The following is a 16,953-nucleotide window of genomic DNA, read 5'->3' on the forward strand; positions in this document are numbered from 1 at the left end:
AGGGCGGCGGCGGCGACCCGGTCCCGCCGCACGGGCCGGGCGCCGCGCGCGACCGCGTCGCCCGCGCGCTGGCCGACCTCGGCCCGGGGCTGAGCGACGTGGCGCTGCGCTGCTGCTGCTACATGGAGGGGTTGGAGCAGGCCGAAAAGCGGCTGGGATGGTCGGCGCGCTCGGGCAAGATCGTGCTGCGCATCGCCCTGCAACGGCTCAGGGCGCATTACGATCAGGTTGCCGGCGATGCGCTGATCGGATGACTGTGCGGGCGGTCTTGTCGCCGCCGCGTCAATGATCCGCGCGCGCCTCGGGCGCGGGGGGCGGGCCCGGCGCGAACCGGGGGCAGTGACACTTTGTCCGGCATAGGGGCGGGTTGTCAGGCGGCGCCCGCATGATAAGTCTTTCCTATGAATTTCACCCTGCGCCAGCTCACCTATTTCAAGGCCCTGACCCAGCACCGCAACTTCGGCCGCGCGGCCGAGGTCTGCAATGTCTCGCAGCCCGCGCTATCGGTGCAGATCAAGGCGCTGGAGGCGGCGATGGGTGCCCCGCTGGTCGAACGGCGCGCCCGCGATGTGGTGCTGACCGGACTGGGCCGGCAGGTGCTGGCCCGGGCGGACGAGGTGCTCTCGGCGGCCGGGCGGCTGGACCGGCTGGCGCGCGATCACAGCGGCGGGCGGTCGCTGTCGCTGGGGGTGATCCCGACGCTGGCGCCCTATCTGCTGCCCGGGGTGCTGGCGGCGCTGCGGGCGGGCGATCTGTCCCTGACCGTGCAGGTGCGCGAGGCCCGGACCGAGCGGTTGCTGGCCGCGCTCCAGGCCGGCGAGCTGGATACGGTCATCCTTGCACTGCCGACCGGCATGCGCGGCGTGGTCGAGCGCCCGCTGTTCGAGGATCGCTTCTTGCTGGCCGGGTCACGCTCGCGGCTGGCGCGGATGGACGCGGCGGGTCAGGTGCTGCGCCCGACCGATCTGCAACCCTCGCAACTGCTGCTGCTTGAGGATGGCCATTGCCTGACCGATCAGGCGCTGGAGGTCTGCGGCATGGACCGCAACAGCGGCAATATCAACATGGGCGCCTCGTCGCTGGCGACACTGTCACGGCTGGTGGGGGCGGGATTCGGCCTGACCCTGATGCCGGAACTGGCCGCCGCGGCCGAGCAGGCGGCGGACCCGGATCTGGCACTGCGCCGGTTCCCGGCGCCGGAACCGGCCCGGCAGATCGGGCTGGTGCGGCGCGACAGCACCCCGGCCGAGGATTGGTTCGATCGCCTGGCCGGGATGATTCGCGGCGTCGGCGAGGGGATCGTGGCGTCCTATCGAAACGAAAACGGGCCCGCGCAGGGCGGGCCCGATGATGGCGCAGCCGATCCCGGTGATCAGGCGGCGGCCTCTTTCGATGTCTCGGTCAGGTAAGTCTTGACCGTTTCCGGCGAGGAGACGCCGTAAGGATCTTCGGGGTGGTTGTCCGACAGACCCGGCTCTTCGAACCAGGCTTCGATCATGCCGTCGTTGATCACGGCGGCATAGCGCCAGGACCGCAGCCCAAAGCCCAGGTTGTCCTTGCGCACCAGCATGCCCATGCGGCGGGTGAATTCGCCCGAACCGTCGGGGATCACCTTGACGTTCTTCAGCTCCTGCGCCTCGGCCCATTTGTTCATGACAAAGCTGTCATTGACCGACATGCAATAGATTTCGTCGATGCCCAGATCCTGGAACTCGCCATAGCCCTTCTCGAACCCGGGCAGCTGGTAGGTCGAGCAGGTGGGCGTAAAGGCACCGGGCAGCGAGAACAGGATCACCCGCTTGCCGGCGAAATAATCCTCGGTGGTCTTGTCTTCCCAGCGGAACGGGTTCGGGCCGCCGACGGATTCGTCGCGTACGCGGGTGTGAAAGGTGACGCTGGGCAGTTTCATTCCGGATTTCATGTCGCTCTCCTGTCTGATCTGGTTCAGGGGCGAATTAAAACGATTCCAATCTGTCATCAACCGGCGAATTGCTGCACCTGCAATATCGGTTTCATCAGGCAATTCAGACGCATGATGTGATCACCCCGCGACCATCTCCGCCTGATTTTCGCGCGCGCAGCAAACCGGAATCATGGCGGCTATGCGCGTCTGGCGGTTTCCCGGGCGCGCCGTTATGCTAAGCAAAGTGCAACGCGACATGACCAAGGCCGATCCAAATGCGTGATCTCAAGATCCCCGAACAGCGCCATCCCGAAAAGGCGCACCGCCCCGACAACGCCCAGCCCAAGAAACCGGCCTGGATCCGGGTCAAGGCGCCGGGCGGCAAGGGCTATGCGGACACCCACAAGATCATGCGCGAGAACGGGCTGGTCACGGTCTGTGAAGAGGCCGGCTGTCCCAACGTGGGCGAATGCTGGAACCAGGGCCACGCCACCATGATGATCATGGGCGATATCTGCACCCGCGGTTGCACCTTCTGCAACATCGCCACCGGCCGGCCCGAAACGCTGGACGCGTTCGAGCCGGGCCGCGTCGCCCATGCGGTCGAAAAGCTGGGGCTGAACCACGTTGTGATCACCAGCGTCGACCGTGACGACCTGGCGGATGGCGGGGCCGAGCATTTCGCCCAGACCATCCGCGCCGTCCGCCACCGCAGCCCCGCGACCACGATCGAGATCCTGACGCCCGATTTCCTCAAATGCGCCCCCGAGGTGCTCGAGGTGGTGGTCGCTGCGAAGCCGGACGTCTTCAATCACAATCTGGAAACCGTGCCGGGGCTCTATCCCGAGGTGCGCCCCGGCGCGCGCTATTTCCACTCGCTGCGGTTGCTTCAGCGGGTGAAAGAGCTTGATCCCTCGATCTTCACCAAGTCCGGCATCATGGTCGGACTGGGCGAGGAGGCGCCGCAGGTGCGGCAGGTGATGGACGACATGCGCGCGGCGGATGTGGATTTCCTGACCATCGGGCAATACCTGCAACCGACGCCCAAGCATCACCGCGTTGACCGCTTCGTCACGCCCGAGGAATTCGCCGCCTATGAAAAGGCCGCCTTCGGCAAGGGGTTCCTGATGGTCTCGGCCACCCCGCTGACGCGGTCCTCGTATCACGCCGGCGACGATTTCGCCCGGCTGAGGGCGGCGCGCGAGGCGAAGCTGGCGCAGCTGTGAGGTCTATCCGGGCCTGCGGTTGAGGGCCTGCGGTTGACGGTTGCCTGGCCTGACGGCCGGGCTATTCCGCCGGCCTCGGCAGGGCCTTGACATAGGCGGCCACCGCCGCGCGATCCGCGCTGGTCAGCTTGCCGAAATTCCCGACCACGGCGGCCATATGCCCGCCGGCGCTGTCGTAATCGGGGGTAAATCCGGTCTCCAGGTAATAGGCGATCTCGCCCGCGTCCCAGGTCAGCCTGTCCGGGGTCAGCGACGGGATCGTCCCCTTGCCCGAGGGGTTTGGCGCCCCGGCCAGCCAGCGTGCGGTGTCGAGCCCGCCCAGCGGGCCGCGCGGCGTGTGGCATTCGCCGCAATGGGCCAGCGCCTCGACCAGATAGCGCCCGCGCTCCAGCTGCGGATCGGCATCGCCACCCATCACCCAGTCATCCCTGAGATAAAGCAGTTTCCAGACACCGACGGCGCGGCGGATCGAAAACGGAAACCCGACCTCATGCGGCTGGCTGGGTGCATCGCTGGCCGGCAGGGTCTGCCAGAAGGCCCAGAGATCGGCGATGTCCTGATCGCGCATCCGTACATAGGCGGTATAGGGAAACGCCGGATAGTAATGCCGCCCCTCGGGCGACACGCCGCGTTTCAGGGCGGTGGCAAATTGCGCCACTGTCCAGCCGCCGATCCCATGGACCGGGTCGGGCGAGATATTAGGTGCGACGAAGGTTCCGAAATCCGAGGCGAACTGCTGCCCGCCCGAGAGGATCGGCTTGTCCTCTGCCCCTTCTGCCCCCTCTGTCGCCTTCGGTGCCGCGTGGCAGGAGGCGCAGCCGGCGGCCAGAAACACCGTCTCGCCCCGCGCCGCCTCGCCCGCAAGACTGGCCAGCGCATCGGCGGGCAGGGGACGCGCCCGCGTGATCCACCACCCCGCCGCCGCGGCCAGCACGGCGGCAAGGATCAGCCAGCGAAAGGCGCGCATCGCTTACTCGGGGGCGCGGTGGGTGTCGTGGCAGGCCTTGCAGGCGCCGCCCAGCTTGCCCATCGCCGGCCCCAGCGCCTCTTGCCCGGTGGCTGCGACCTGCTGCATCCCGGCCGCCGCGGTGCCGAATCCGCCCCATTTGGTCAGGAAATCGTCGTGATCATCCCAGATCGAGGGCATCGCGCGGGTGCCGTCGATGCTCATGTTGTCGGAGCCCTCGGGCCAGAGCGGGCCGGGATCGATATGCGACACCGCCACCAGCGTATCGGCGGCCCGCTGCGCGGCCTCGGCATCATAGGCGATCTTGCCCTGCGCCATGCCGCCCAGAATGCCGACATTCAGCGCCATGATCCGGAACTGGCCCTGCCGGGCCTTGAGGTTGGCGGAATAATCCTGCGCAACGGCGGCCGTGGCAATCACGGCGGCGGCGGCGGCAATGGCGAAAACCTGTTTTTTCATGATAATCCTCACTGTTGGCGAACCGGTATTGGGTCACTCTATCGTGCAACGACTGTGCAACAAACCGATGCAAAGAGATTTCACATCCACGTGATCCGCGCCGCGATCAATAAACCGGCCTGACCCGCGGTCCGGTCGGCTGTACGCTCAGCGCCTCGGGCCAGCCGATCCAGCGCTCGACGGCGAACAGCGCCAGACAGATCGCGATCACCGCCAGCACCAGGATCACCCGCTGCGTCGACGGCGGGTGCTGCACCCAGCGCCGCATCCGCAGCAGCCAGAAGAAATTCACGGCGTGAACCGCACCTTGCCGATATAGGGCAGGTTGCGGTTCCTCTGGGCGAAATCCACGCCATAACCGACGACGAACTCATCCGGGATTTCGAACCCGATCCAGTCGGCGGCGATCTCGACCTCGCGGCGTGACGGCTTGTCCAGCAGCGCGATGGTCTTCAGCCGCGCCGGCTTGCGGCTTTGCAGCAGCTTGATCACATGGCTCAGCGTGAACCCGGTGTCGACGATGTCCTCGACCACCAGCACGTCGCGCCCCTCGATGGCCGAGCGCAGATCCTTCAGGATGCGCACCTCGCGGCTGCTTTCCATCGCGTCGCCGTAAGAGGAGGCCTCGATGAAATCCACCTCGATGGGCAGGTCCAGCTCGCGCACCAGATCGGCGATGAACACGAAAGAGCCGCGCAGCAGCCCCACCACCACCAGCTTGTCGGTGTCGTCGAATTCCGCCGCGATCTCGCGGCTCAACGCCTCGATCCGGGCCGCGATCGACTTGGCCGTGATCATTTCGTCGATGACATATGGACGCTCTGTCATGGGTCCCCCTTGAACTTCGCGGCCAAGCATAGGACATGGGGCGCCACTGTCACCCAGGAAACACCGCGTCAGGATGCCGACCCACTCCGAAACCCGCCACCTGCCATATTCGGCCCGTGAAATGTACGATCTGGTCGCCGATGTGGCCCGCTACCCCGAATTCCTGCCCTGGACCGCGGCGGCGCGCATCCGCTCGCGCACACCCATCGCCGACGGCGGGGAGGTGATGGAGGCCGATCTGGTGATCTCCTTCAAGGTGTTCCGCGAACGCTTCGGCAGCAGGGTGACTCTCTGGCCCGATGAGGGGCGGATCGACACCGAGTATCTCGACGGCCCGTTCCGCTACATGAGGTCTCAATGGCGGTTCGCGGACAACGGCGAGGGGTGCGAGATCTCGTTCTTCGTGGATTTCGAATTCAAGAGCGCGGTTCTGCAAAAACTGATCGGCGTGGTGTTCAACGAGGCGATGCAGCGGATCGTGCGCGCCTTCGAGATGCGGGCGAAAGCGCTGTACGGCTGATCGCACCTGCAACTGGGAAACGGGCCTGTCGGCCCGTTTCCCAGTTCGTCGGCGTGACCGGGCCTAAGACATCATCTCATAGGCCCGCTCGCCGTGCACCGAGAGGTCCAGCCCGTCTGTCTCGGTCTCGGCGTCCACCCGCAGCGGGGTGATCAGGGACACCAGCTTGATCAGCGCCACGGTCACCACGGCGGTGAACACCCCGACGATGGCCAGCCCGCCCAGTTGCGCCGCCCAGCTTCCGGCGCCGAAGACCGCGATCATCACCGTGCCGAAAATACCGCCGACCCCGTGCACGGCAAAGACGTCCAGCGTGTCGTCGATCCGCAGCCTCTCGCGGATCAGGACGACCACCTCCTGGCACAGCACGCCAGCGATCGCGCCGATGATCAGCGCCTCGATTGGGCCGACGAATCCGCTGGCAGGAGTGATCGAGGCCAGCCCGGCAATGGTGCCGGTGACGGTGCCGACGAGCGATGCCTTGCCGAACTTGATCCGCTCCCACAGCGCCCAGGAGAGCGAGGCGGTGGCGGCCGAGATATGCGTCACGGTCAGCGCCATCGCGGCGCCGCCGTCGGCGGCCAGTTGCGAGCCGCCGTTGAACCCGAACCATCCGACCCAGAGCATCGCGGCCCCGATCATGACAAAGCCAGGGTTATGCGGCGGGGTGTGCCGGTTGCGGCGCGGGCCGAGAAACACGGCGATGATCAGCGCGGCAAGCCCGGCGGTCTCATGCACCACGATGCCGCCGGCGAAATCCCTCACACCGATCTCACCAAAGAGGCCGCCATCGGCAAGCATCCCGCCGCCCCAGATCCAGTGGACCACCGGCGCATAGCACAGCAGCATCCAAAGCCCGGAGAACAGCAGCACGAAACCAAAGCCGATCCGTTCCACATAGGCGCCGACGATCAGCGCCGGGGTGATGATCGCGAAGGTCATCTGAAAGGCAAAGAACAGAACCTCGGGCAGGGTGCCGGCGAGGCTCTCGGCGGTGATGCCGGCGAGAAAGGCTTTCCCCAGCCCGCCCCAGACACCGGACGGGGCGCCGCCAAAGGCGATGGAATAGCCCGCGATCAGCCACAAAACGCTCATCAAACAGGCGATCGCATAGCAATGCATGAAGACGCTCAGCACGTTTCGCGCCCGCACCAGCCCACCATAAAACAGCGCCAGCCCCGGCAATGTCATGAACAGGACCAGGGCGGTTGCCACGATGATCCATGCTGTATCGGCTCCGTTCATCAGCCGTCCCTCCCCCTCGCGAGTGATCGTTAAGCGGCGACCAAGCGGATCGGGGGCGCGGGAAAAAGAGGCAGACGGGGGTTTGGGCGCGTAAATTGTACGCTTTTGCAATAACGCACGAAACATTGGCGTAAAATCGCGCCGAAAGATCAAAAACAGGGCGGTTTAAGAAACAGCACCCATCAGCAGCGACAGCGCGTGATCCCGCGCTGCCGCGCGCACCCGGTCCCGCCCCAGCGCGCCAAATTCGACCGTTTCGACATGGGTGGCGCGCCCGGTTCCGGCCAGCCCGAAACAGACCCGCCCCTCCGGCTTGTGCTCGGATCCGCCGGGACCGGCGATGCCGGTGATCGAGACGGCCAGATCGCCGGCGGAGCGCGCCAGCGCCCCCTCGGCCATCTCGCGCGCCACCTGTTCCGAGACGGCCCCATGGGCGGCGAGCGTTTCCTCCCGCACCCCCAGCATGTCGCGCTTGGCGGCGTTGGAATAGGTCACGAACCCCCGGTCCACCACGTCGGACGAGCCGGGAACATCGGTCAGCGCCGCCGCCACCATCCCGCCGGTACAGCTTTCGGCGGTGGCGATCGTCAGCCCCCTCGCGCGGGCGGCATCGAGCAGCGCGGCAACGTTCATCGCATCATCACCCCGTGATAGAGCCCGGCCAGGATCACCGTGCAGACCCCGGCAAAGAGTCCCGCCCAGAGATCGTCCAGCATCACCCCGGCAGCATCGTGGCGCCGGTCGGCGCGGCCCACCAGCCAGGGTTTCCAGATGTCGAACAGCCGGAACAGGACAAAGGCCGCGACCGCGCCCGGCCAGACCATCGGCACATCACGCATCCAGAACCCCATGGCGGGGAACAGCAGCGCCAGCCACTGTCCGGCGACCTCGTCGATCACGATTTCCGAGGGGTCTTCGCCCGGGCGGTCCTTCAGCGCGGCGCCGACGGTATAGAACCCCAGCGCGGTCACTGCGACGAAGGCGGCGACAAGCGGCAGGAACCCCAGCCAATGCTCGATGGCCCAGCCCAGCAGAACCGCGCCGAGAGAGCCCCAGGTGCCCGGCGCCGGGCGCATCAGGCCGACGAACCCAAAGGTATTGATTGCACGCAGCATGGGTTATCCTCCGATCAGCGCGGCGGTGGCGATCGCCGCGATCCCCTCGCCCCGGCCGGTGAAGCCCAGCCGCTCCGACGTGGTGGCCTTGACCGAGATGCGGGCCGCCCCGATTCCGAGGATCTGAGCAAGACGGTCGGCCATTGCAAGGGCGTACGGCCCGATCTTGGGCAGCTCGCACACCAGCGTGCAGTCGATATTGGAGATCTGAAAGCCCATCTGCCGCGCCAGATCTCCGGCATGACGCAGGAAAATGGCGCTGTCGGCGCCCTTCCACTGCGGATCCGAGGGGGGGAAGTGGCGGCCGATGTCGCCCTGCGCCAGCGCCCCATAGATCGCATCGGTGATCGCGTGCATGCCCACATCGGCATCCGAATGGCCCTGAAGCCCGCGATCATGATGCACCCTCACCCCGCAGAGCATCACGTGATCGCCCGGCCCGAACCGGTGCACGTCGTATCCGTTGCCCAGTCTTACATCCATGTCCTGCCTCAATATGCGTTCGGCCCGCGCGAAATCCTCCGGCCGGGTGATTTTCAGATTGTCCGCCTCGCCCGGCACGATGGCAACCCGCAGGCCGGCGGCCCGGGCGACCTCCACATCGTCCGCCGCGCCGCCCGGGTGGGCGGCATGGGCGGCGCGGATCGCCTCCAGTTGGAACCCCTGCGGCGTCTGTGCGGCGAACAGCCCCTCGCGGTCGCGGGTGCCGGTCACCGCGCCCTCCGCCCCGGTCCAGAGCGCGTCGGTGACGGCCAGCCCGGGCGCGGCGGCTGGGGCCTCGTCCAGCGCGGCGATCACCACGGCGATCAGCGCCTGCGAGACGCAGGGCCGGGCGATGTCGTGGATCAGCACACGCTCCGCGCTGGTGCCCTCCAGTGCCGCCAGCCCGTTTCGCACCGAGGCCGCGCGGTCGGCGCCGCCTTTGGTCAGGGTCAGGCGGGGGTCGGCGCCGAACTCGTCCCAGGCAGCGGTGTCCCCGGGGGCGAGTACCAGAACGATGGGGCCGATTCCCGGAGCGGCGCGGAAGGCGTCGAGCGTCCAGTCCGCCACGCGCCGCCCGGCGAGGGGTCGCCACTGCTTGGGCAGGCCGCCGCCGGCCCGTTGACCGCGTCCGGCGGCGACAAGTAAGACCGCTGTGTCCATCAGACCGCTCCGAAATCCGCCGCCCGCGGGGCGCCGCCGCCCTGTTTATGCGGTGATGCCGGGCGAGGCAATTCCCTGGGGGTGTGTGATTAATTATTAGGCAAGTGGTGGTTTGTTGGGCTTTCAGGACGGCGGATAGATTGTGAGTCCGGGCGGAATTCCCTAGATCTGCGGTATCTGCACAAGGATTGGGCATTTGAGCGTTCATCAAAAGACACTGACGATGACACCCCCGGTTGCCCTGGCCCCGATGGCCGGAATCACCGACCGGCCGTTCCGCGATCTGGTCATGCGCTTTGGCGCCGGGCTGGTGGTCAGCGAAATGGTCGCCAGTCAGGAGATGGTCCAGGCCAAGCCCGGCGTGCGCGAACGGGCCGAACTGGGCATGGGTGTGGCGAACACCGCCGTCCAGCTGGCCGGGCGCGAGGCGCATTGGATGGCCGAGGCGGCCCGCCAGGTCGCAGGCCGCGGCGCGGCGCAGATCGACATCAATATGGGCTGCCCGGCCAAGAAGGTGACCAGCGCCAGCGGGGCGGGGGCCAGCGGCTCGGCGCTGATGAAGGATCCCGATCACGCGCTGCGCCTGATCGAGGCGGTGGTGGGGGCCGTGGATGTTCCCGTGACCCTCAAGACCCGGCTGGGCTGGGACGACGATCTGCGCAACGCGCCGGAGCTTGCGCGCCGGGCGCAAGACGCGGGCGTCGCCATGATCACCATTCATGGCCGCACCCGTTGCCAGTTCTACAGGGGTCAGGCCGACTGGGCGGCGATCGCCGAGGTGAAACAGGCGGTTGGCATCCCGGTGCTGGCCAACGGCGACATTCGCAGCCCAGGCGATGCGCGGCGGGCGCTGGCCCAGTCGGGCGCCGACGGGGTGATGGTGGGCCGCGGCGCCCAGGGCAAACCCTGGCTGCTGGCGCAGATCTCGCATGAGATCTGGGGCGCGGCGGCGCCCGAGGTGCCACGGGGCGGGGCGCTGGCCGATATGGTCGCCGGTCATTACGAGGCGATGCTGGGGTTCTACGGGCGCGATCTGGGCCTGCGCGTGGCGCGCAAGCATTTGGGCTGGTACATGGACACCGCCGGGACCGGTCCCGCTCTGCGCCGCGCGGTGCTGACCGCGCGCGCCCCGCAGTCCGTGCTCGACCTGCTGCCCGAGGCGCTGGCGGCGGAGCAGGGCGACAATCAGGGGCGGGCTGCGGCATGACGTCGGACCATACCCTCTGGGCCTCGCTGCCCGTGCCGGCCATCCTGATCGACGAGAACGACACGATCCTTGACGTCAACGCCGCCGCCGAGGGGTTTCTCAACGCCTCCAGCAGATCGGTCACCGGCGCGCCGGTCTGGGACATGATCGCGATCGACGCGCCGATCGAGGATGCCTTTGCCCGGGCCCGCGAGAATGGCACGCCGCTGTTCGTCAACGACATCGATGTCGGCACCGGCAGCCGCGCGCCGCTGCAATGCGCGTTGCAGATCGCGCCGTTGTCGGGCCATCCGGGGCAGATGATCATGATGATCTCGCCGCGCGAGCTGGCCGGCCGCATGACCCAGAGCCACTCGGTGAAATCGGCGGCGCAATCGGCCATCGGCATGGCGGAGATGCTGGCGCATGAGATCAAGAACCCGCTGGCCGGGATCACCGGCGCGGCGCAGCTTCTGAGCATGAACCTGCGGCCCGAGGATCTTGAGCTGACCGACCTGATCGTGGCCGAAAGCCGCCGGATCGTGAAGCTGCTGGAGCAGGTCGAACAATTCGGCAATCTCAGCCCGCCGGACATGAAGCCGGTCAATATCCACGACGTTCTGGACCGCGCCCGCCGCTCGGCGCTGCTGGGATTCGGCGCGCATATGAAGATCATCGAGGATTACGACCCCTCGCTGCCACTGGCCTGGGGCGACCCGGACCAGTTGTTGCAGGTGATCCTGAACCTGCTCAAGAACGCCTCGGAGGCCTCGCCCAGGGGCGGAACCATCCGGCTGCATACCTATTTCGAGCATTCCTTCCGGCTGCGGCGCAGCGACGGGTCGGGCCAGTCGCTGCCGCTTCAGGTCGAGATCATCGACGACGGTCCGGGCCTGCCCGACGCGATCCGGGACGACATCTTTGATCCCTTCGTGTCCGGGCGCGAGAACGGGACCGGCCTTGGACTGGCATTGGTCAGCAAGATCGTGTCGGACCACGGCGGGTGGATTTCGGTCACCTCGGTGCCCGGCCGCACGGTATTTCGCCTGTCGCTGCCGCGGGTTCCGCGGACCCATGAAAGTAAGGAGAACGGCTGATGGATGGCACGGTTCTGGTCGCAGATGACGACCGCACGATCCGAACGGTCCTGACCCAGGCGCTGACGCGCGCGGGGTGCAAGGTTCATGCGACCAGTTCGCTGACCACGCTGATGCGCTGGGTCGGCGAGGGCAAGGGCGACGTGGTGATTTCCGACGTCGTCATGCCCGATGGCAACGGGCTGGAAATGCTGCCCAAGATCGCCCAGGACCGGCCCGGCCTGCCGGTGATCGTGATCTCGGCGCAGAACACGATCATGACCGCGATCCAGGCGGCCGAGGCCGAGGCCTATGATTATCTGCCCAAGCCCTTCGACCTGCCCGATCTGATGAAACGCACCGCCCGCGCGCTGGAGCTGAAGCGTCGCGCGCCGGCGCGCACCGCGGGAGAGGAAGAGGCCGAGCGTCCGGACGAATTGCCACTGGTCGGGCGCACCCCGGCGATGCAGGCGCTCTATCGGCTGGTGGCGCGGGTGATGAACACCGATCTGCCGGTGCTGATCACCGGCGAGAGCGGCACCGGCAAATCGCTGATCGCCCACGCGATTCACGATTTCTCGGACCGGCGCACACTGCCCTTCATCACCGTGTCGGGCGCGGATCTGCAGGATCTCGAGGGGCCGGCGCGGGTGCTGGCCCGGGTCAAGGGCGGGACGCTGCTGATCGACGAGATCGGCGATCTGGAGGACGAGGTGCAGGCCCGCATCGTGCGCATGATGGATGCGCCGGGCGATCACGTGCCGCGTTTCATGGCCACCAGTCAGGGCAATGCCACCGCCGCGATGGAGGAGGGGCGCCTGCGCCATGACCTCTATTATCGCCTCAGCGGCACCAACCTGCATGTTCCGGCCCTGCGCGAACGGGTCGATGACATACCCCTCCTGGCCGAGCATTTCCTGGCCCGGGCCGAACGCGAGGGCGGGGCCAAGCGCGAGTTGAGCGAAGAGGCCGAGGCGCTGGTGCGGGCCTATTCCTGGCCCGGCAACGTGCGTCAGCTTGAGAACGCGGTGCGGCGGCTGGTGCTGACCGGCCGCGCCGAGGAAATCACCCGCTCCGAGGTGGAGGCGGTACTGGGCCGCCAGCCGGAGATGGAGCCGGTGCTGGATGGCGGCGGCTCGGAAAAGCTGAGTGCCTCGGTGGCGCGCCACCTGCGGCGCTATTTCGACCTGCACGGCGACATGCTGCCGCCGCCGGGCCTCTATGCCCGCATCCTGCGCGAGGTCGAGATGCCGCTGATCGAGATCGCGCTGGAGGCCAGCGGCGGAAATCAGGCAAAATGCGCCGAATTGCTGGGGATCAACCGGAATACCCTGCGTAAGAAAATCACCGACCTCGATATTCAGGTGACACGCCGCCGCAAATTGATGTAAATACGTCACAGAACCGTGGCAGTGCGGCGTCAGTCCTGATCTGGTGCCGCGATAGACCACGAGATTTGGCGGTTGGCTGCGAAAGCGGCACACAGTGATGAGGGCGGCAGGTGACAAGCCGGTCACAATACGGGCTGTTTCCGGCCGTGAACAGGTGGCGCCGGACCCGGCGCGCGCGCAATATTGGCACGCTGGGCCTGGTTCTGCTGGGGCCGGCGCTGGCCTTTGCCACCTTCATGGTGCTGGGACCGTTCGATCTGGGGGCCTCGGCGCCCGGGCTGCGATTCATCCTGCTGGCCGATCTGGTCTATGTCCTGACCGTGGCGGCGCTGGTGCTGGCCCAGCTCGGTCGTCTGATCGCGGCGCGGCGGGCCAAATCGGCGGGATCCCGCCTGCACCTGCGGCTGATCGGGGTGTTCACCTTTCTGGCGCTGGGACCGACCGTGATCGTGGCGATCTTTGCCGGGCTGACGGTGAACATCGGGCTCGAGGGGTGGTTTTCGGACCGGGTCCGCCAGGTGGTGGGAAGCTCGCTTGCCGCCGCCGAGGCCTATGAGAACGAACACCGCGAGGATCTGGCCGAGGACGCCCGCGCGCTGGCGCGCTTTCTCGACAACAGCCGCAAGGTGGTCTTCTTCCTCAACGACGCCGAACTGCGGCAGATGCTGGCCCAGGGCCAGAGCCAGATTCAGCGCGGTCTGCGCGAGGCCTATGTGATCGACGGAACCGGAGAGATCCGGGCGCGCGGCGAACGCTCTTACCTGTTCGATTTCGAGCGCCCGACCGAGGCGCAGATCGCCGAGGCGGGCGAGACCGGGATGATGATCATCCAGGATTGGGACAATAACGAGTTTCGCGCGCTGGTGCGGCTCAATGCCTTTGTTGACCGGTTCCTCTATGTCAGCCGCGCGGTGGACGGCGAGATCCTTAATCTGCTGGACGACACCAAGGAAACCGTCGTCCTCTATCAGCAGCTCGAGAGCGAGCGGGGCCGGGTGCTGTTCGAATTCGGGCTGCTCTATGTCGGTTTCGCGGTGATCCTGATCCTGGCGGCGGTCTGGCTGGGCCTGTGGTTCGCCGAGCGGTTGTCGCGCCCGGTGGGCCGGCTGACCACCGCGGCGCAGCGGGTCGGGACCGGCGATCTGGACGTGCAGGTGGTCGAGGAAGACGGCGACGACGAGATCGCCATGCTGAGCCGTTATTTCAACCAGATGACCAAACAGCTCAAGGGGCAGCGCAAGGCGCTGCTCGACAACACCCGCCAGATCGAGGCGCGGCGGCGGCTGTTCGATTCGGTGCTGTCCTCGGTCACCTCGGGCGTGGTCGGGCTCGATCCCAAGGGACGGGTCACCTTCGTCAACCGCTCGGCCGAGCGGCTGCTCGACTGGTCGGGCGAGGAAACCGCGCTGGCGCTGGAGGTGGCGGTGCCGGAGTTCGGCCCGCTCTTCGAGGCAGTGAAGGTATCGCCCAGCGGCGTCGCGCAGGGCGAGGTCAAGGTGGCGCGCCAGGGCGGGCTGGAGCTCTTGCTGGTGCGCATGGCGACACGGACCAGCGAGGATGGCGGGCTGGAGGGCTATGTGGTGGCCTTCGACGATGTCACCGATCTGGTCAGCGCCCAGCGGATGGCCGCCTGGGGTGACGTGGCGCGCCGCATCGCCCATGAGATCAAGAACCCGCTGACCCCGATCAAGCTCAGCGCCGAGAGGATCAAGCGCAAGTTCGCCCCGCGGCTGGGCGAAGAGGACAGCGACGCGCTGGAATCGATGACCGATGTGATCGTGCGCCAGACCAATGACCTGCACCGCATCGTCAACGAGTTCTCCAAGTTCGCACGGATGCCCGAGCCCGAGCGGCGCAGCGAGGATCTGGTGAAACTGGTCTCCGACGCGGTGCTGCTGCAACGGACCGGACAGCCGGAGGTGACGCTGATCTCGGATATGCCAGACGGCCCGGTGATGGCCGAGGTCGACGCAACCATGCTGTCTCAGGCGTTGACCAACCTGATCAAGAACGCCGGCGAGGCGATCGAAACCCTGCGCCAGCGCGGCGCGCCCGAGGGATTCAAGCCCGAGATCCGCGTACGGCTGAGCGAAACCGATGACGGCTGTGAAATCACCATCGCCGACAATGGCATCGGGCTGCCCGAGGATCGGGCGCGGCTGTTCGAGCCCTATGTGACAACCCGCGACGAGGGCACCGGGCTGGGTCTGCCCATCGTCAAGAAGATCATCGAGGAACATGGCGGCAGCCTGAGCTTGCAGGATGCCCCGGTTTTCGAGGGGCAGGCGCATGTCGGTGCCATGGCGGTGATCCGCCTGCCGGCTGCCACGCCCGCGGCTGCAGGCGCCGCGCAAAAAAATCGCCCGCCACAGAGGAAAAAGAGCAATTTCATAGCAGGTCTGACATGAGTGATATTCTGATTGTTGACGATGAACGCGACATCCGGGAACTGATTTCGGACATTCTCGAGGATGAGGGGTTCGTCACCCGCAAGGCCGCCAACTCCGACGAATGCATGGCGGCGATCAATTCCGAGGCGCCGGCGCTGCTGATCCTGGACATCTGGCTCAAGGACAGCCGGATGGACGGCATCGACATTCTCAAGGCGGTCAAGCGCGACAACCCGGACGTGCCGGTGGTGATCATCTCCGGGCACGGCAATATCGAGATCGCGGTCGCGGCGATCAAGCAGGGCGCTTATGATTTCATCGAAAAGCCGTTCAACATCGATCAGCTGATGGTGGTGATCCGCCGCGCGATGGAGGCGTCGCGCCTGCGCCGCGAGAACAGCACGCTGAAGCGGCGCGAGGTGACCAATGCCGAGATGATCGGTCAGAGCGCGGCCTTCCGCGCGCTGCAAAGCCAGCTCGACAAGGTAACCAAGTCGAACGGGCGGGTTATGCTGAGCGGGCCGGCGGGCGCCGGCAAGGAGGTCGCGGCGCGCTATATCCACGCCAATTCCCACCGCGCCGACGCCCCCTTTGTCAGCGTCAACTGCGCCTCGATCGCGCCGGACCGGATGGAAGAGGTGCTGTTCGGCCGCGAAACGCCCGAGCGGGGGGTCGAGCCCGGCCTGCTGGAAGAGGCGCACGGCGGTGTGATCTTCTTCGACGAGGTGGCCGACATGCCGCCGGGCACGCAATCCAAGATCCTGCGCGTGCTGGTCGATCAGCAGTTCCAGCGCGTCGGCGGCGCCGACAAGGTGCGCGTCGATCTGCGGGTGATTTCCAGCACCAACCGGGATCTGGCGCAGGAAATCGCCGACGGCCGGTTCCGGCAAGAGCTGTTTCACCGTCTGAACGTGGTTCCGATCGGGGTGCCCTCGCTTGAGGAGCGGCGCGAGGACATCCCGGTGCTGGCCGAGTATTTCATCGACACCTGCCATGCCAGCCAGGGATTGCCGCGGCGCGAGCTGACCGAAGAGGCGGTGGCGCTGATGCAGACCATGGTCTGGCCCGGCAATGTCCGCCAACTCAAGAACCTGATCGAACGGGTGCTGATCCTGGGCGAGGGGACCGGCCCGATCGAGGCGCGCGAACTGCCCGGCGACGAGGAGAAGACCGGCGACGACGGCCGGGTGGTGCTGTCCGGCGCGCTGGCGACCCTGCCCCTGCGCGAGGCGCGCGAGGCCTTCGAGCGGGAATATCTGCTGACCCAGATCAACCGGTTCGGCGGCAATATCAGCCGCACCGCCAGCTTTGTGGGGATGGAACGCAGCGCGCTGCACCGCAAACTCAAATCGCTCGGCGTGGTGACCGCGACCAAGGCCGGCGCCCGGGTGGCGCGGGTCGACGAGACGGCGGAATAGGGCGCCGGCCCCGGCGACGGGACCGCTCCGGCGATCGCCCCCCTGTGCCGTGGGGCCAGGTCGATGCGGGGGCGATGCGGCGGGCC

At 66.9% G+C, this 16,953-nt stretch carries 18 protein-coding genes; 9 read left to right on the plus strand and 9 right to left on the minus strand.

Annotated features, from left to right (window positions below; genetic code table 11):
• A partial coding sequence (locus E1832_RS13890) for a DUF6456 domain-containing protein (RefSeq protein ID WP_245513991.1) occupies positions 1 to 254 on the plus strand: 254 nt, incomplete at its 5' end.
• A 147-nt stretch (positions 255 to 401) separates the two neighbouring features.
• Positions 402 to 1,409 (plus strand): hydrogen peroxide-inducible genes activator, encoded by a 1,008-nt coding sequence (locus tag E1832_RS13895; RefSeq protein WP_133360368.1) that lies wholly within the window; start codon positions 402 to 404, stop codon positions 1,407 to 1,409.
• Here E1832_RS13895 and E1832_RS13900 read toward each other — a convergent pair.
• The gene (locus E1832_RS13900; protein ID WP_133360369.1) at positions 1,373 to 1,921 is read right to left on the minus strand and encodes a peroxiredoxin; all 549 of its coding nucleotides are present in this window, start codon (positions 1,919 to 1,921) and stop codon (positions 1,373 to 1,375) included. The two genes, E1832_RS13895 and E1832_RS13900, sit on opposite strands and share 37 nt — an antisense overlap.
• A 257-nt stretch (positions 1,922 to 2,178) precedes the next feature.
• On the opposite strand from E1832_RS13900, the gene lipA reads away from it, so the two are divergent.
• Complete coding sequence (lipA, locus tag E1832_RS13905; RefSeq protein WP_133360370.1) at positions 2,179 to 3,129, plus strand: lipoyl synthase; 951 nt, start codon at positions 2,179 to 2,181, stop codon at positions 3,127 to 3,129.
• Between the two features lie 61 nt (positions 3,130 to 3,190).
• Here lipA and E1832_RS13910 read toward each other — a convergent pair whose 3' ends face one another.
• The 4 genes from E1832_RS13910 to hpt form a co-directional block, all read right to left on the minus strand.
• A complete protein-coding gene (locus E1832_RS13910; RefSeq protein ID WP_133360371.1) occupies positions 3,191 to 4,096 on the minus strand; it encodes a c-type cytochrome in 906 nt (301 codons plus the stop codon).
• 3 nt (positions 4,097 to 4,099) lie between these two features.
• Positions 4,100 to 4,555: a c-type cytochrome gene (locus E1832_RS13915; RefSeq protein WP_133360372.1), complete on the minus strand. Its 456-nt coding sequence runs from the start codon at positions 4,553 to 4,555 to the stop codon at positions 4,100 to 4,102.
• A 106-nt stretch (positions 4,556 to 4,661) separates the two neighbouring features.
• Positions 4,662 to 4,847, minus strand: coding sequence for a hypothetical protein (locus tag E1832_RS13920; RefSeq protein ID WP_133360373.1), 186 nt, complete (start codon positions 4,845 to 4,847; stop codon positions 4,662 to 4,664).
• Positions 4,844 to 5,383, minus strand: coding sequence for a hypoxanthine phosphoribosyltransferase (gene hpt, locus E1832_RS13925; protein WP_133360374.1), 540 nt, complete (start codon positions 5,381 to 5,383; stop codon positions 4,844 to 4,846). The genes E1832_RS13920 and hpt overlap by 4 nt, the downstream gene beginning before the upstream one ends.
• Before the next feature lie 73 nt (positions 5,384 to 5,456).
• On the opposite strand from hpt, the gene E1832_RS13930 reads away from it, so the two are divergent.
• Positions 5,457 to 5,903: a type II toxin-antitoxin system RatA family toxin gene (locus tag E1832_RS13930; protein ID WP_133360375.1), complete on the plus strand. Its 447-nt coding sequence runs from the start codon at positions 5,457 to 5,459 to the stop codon at positions 5,901 to 5,903.
• A gap of 63 nt (positions 5,904 to 5,966) precedes the next feature.
• Here the strand turns inward: E1832_RS13930 and E1832_RS13935 are convergent, their stop codons facing one another.
• The 4 genes from E1832_RS13935 to E1832_RS13950 form a co-directional block, all read right to left on the minus strand.
• Positions 5,967 to 7,148, minus strand: coding sequence for an ammonium transporter (locus tag E1832_RS13935; protein ID WP_133360376.1), 1,182 nt, complete (start codon positions 7,146 to 7,148; stop codon positions 5,967 to 5,969).
• Between the two features lie 165 nt (positions 7,149 to 7,313).
• On the minus strand, positions 7,314 to 7,781 hold the full coding sequence (locus tag E1832_RS13940; RefSeq protein ID WP_133360377.1) for a CinA family protein: 468 nt from the start codon (positions 7,779 to 7,781) through the stop codon (positions 7,314 to 7,316).
• Entirely contained in the window at positions 7,778 to 8,263 is a 486-nt protein-coding gene (locus E1832_RS13945) for a phosphatidylglycerophosphatase A family protein (RefSeq protein WP_133360378.1), read from the minus strand. Before E1832_RS13945 ends, E1832_RS13940 begins: the two co-directional genes overlap by 4 nt.
• 3 nt (positions 8,264 to 8,266) lie before the next feature.
• Positions 8,267 to 9,406, minus strand: a complete 1,140-nt coding sequence (locus E1832_RS13950) for a bifunctional 2-C-methyl-D-erythritol 4-phosphate cytidylyltransferase/2-C-methyl-D-erythritol 2,4-cyclodiphosphate synthase (RefSeq protein WP_133360379.1) — start codon at positions 9,404 to 9,406, stop codon at positions 8,267 to 8,269.
• Positions 9,407 to 9,629: 223 nt separating this feature from the next.
• Between E1832_RS13950 and dusB the strand changes: the two genes are divergently transcribed.
• From dusB to ntrX, 5 genes are all read left to right on the plus strand, one after another.
• Entirely contained in the window at positions 9,630 to 10,613 is a 984-nt protein-coding gene (dusB, locus tag E1832_RS13955) for a tRNA dihydrouridine synthase DusB (RefSeq protein ID WP_133360380.1), read from the plus strand.
• Complete coding sequence (locus tag E1832_RS13960) at positions 10,610 to 11,689, plus strand: two-component system sensor histidine kinase NtrB (RefSeq protein ID WP_133360381.1); 1,080 nt, start codon at positions 10,610 to 10,612, stop codon at positions 11,687 to 11,689. The genes dusB and E1832_RS13960 overlap by 4 nt, the downstream gene beginning before the upstream one ends.
• Entirely contained in the window at positions 11,689 to 13,059 is a 1,371-nt protein-coding gene (locus E1832_RS13965) for a response regulator (protein ID WP_133360382.1), read from the plus strand. Before E1832_RS13960 ends, E1832_RS13965 begins: the two co-directional genes overlap by 1 nt.
• A 110-nt stretch (positions 13,060 to 13,169) precedes the next feature.
• Positions 13,170 to 15,467 (plus strand): sensor histidine kinase NtrY-like, encoded by a 2,298-nt coding sequence (locus tag E1832_RS13970; RefSeq protein ID WP_133360383.1) that lies wholly within the window; start codon positions 13,170 to 13,172, stop codon positions 15,465 to 15,467.
• Complete coding sequence (ntrX, locus tag E1832_RS13975; RefSeq protein ID WP_133360384.1) at positions 15,464 to 16,867, plus strand: nitrogen assimilation response regulator NtrX; 1,404 nt, start codon at positions 15,464 to 15,466, stop codon at positions 16,865 to 16,867. The genes E1832_RS13970 and ntrX overlap by 4 nt, the downstream gene beginning before the upstream one ends.
• The last annotated feature ends 86 nt before the right edge of the window (positions 16,868 to 16,953 follow it).

The organism is Antarcticimicrobium luteum (assembly GCF_004358185.1).
GTDB classification, from domain to species: Bacteria; Pseudomonadota; Alphaproteobacteria; order Rhodobacterales; family Rhodobacteraceae; genus Antarcticimicrobium; species Antarcticimicrobium luteum.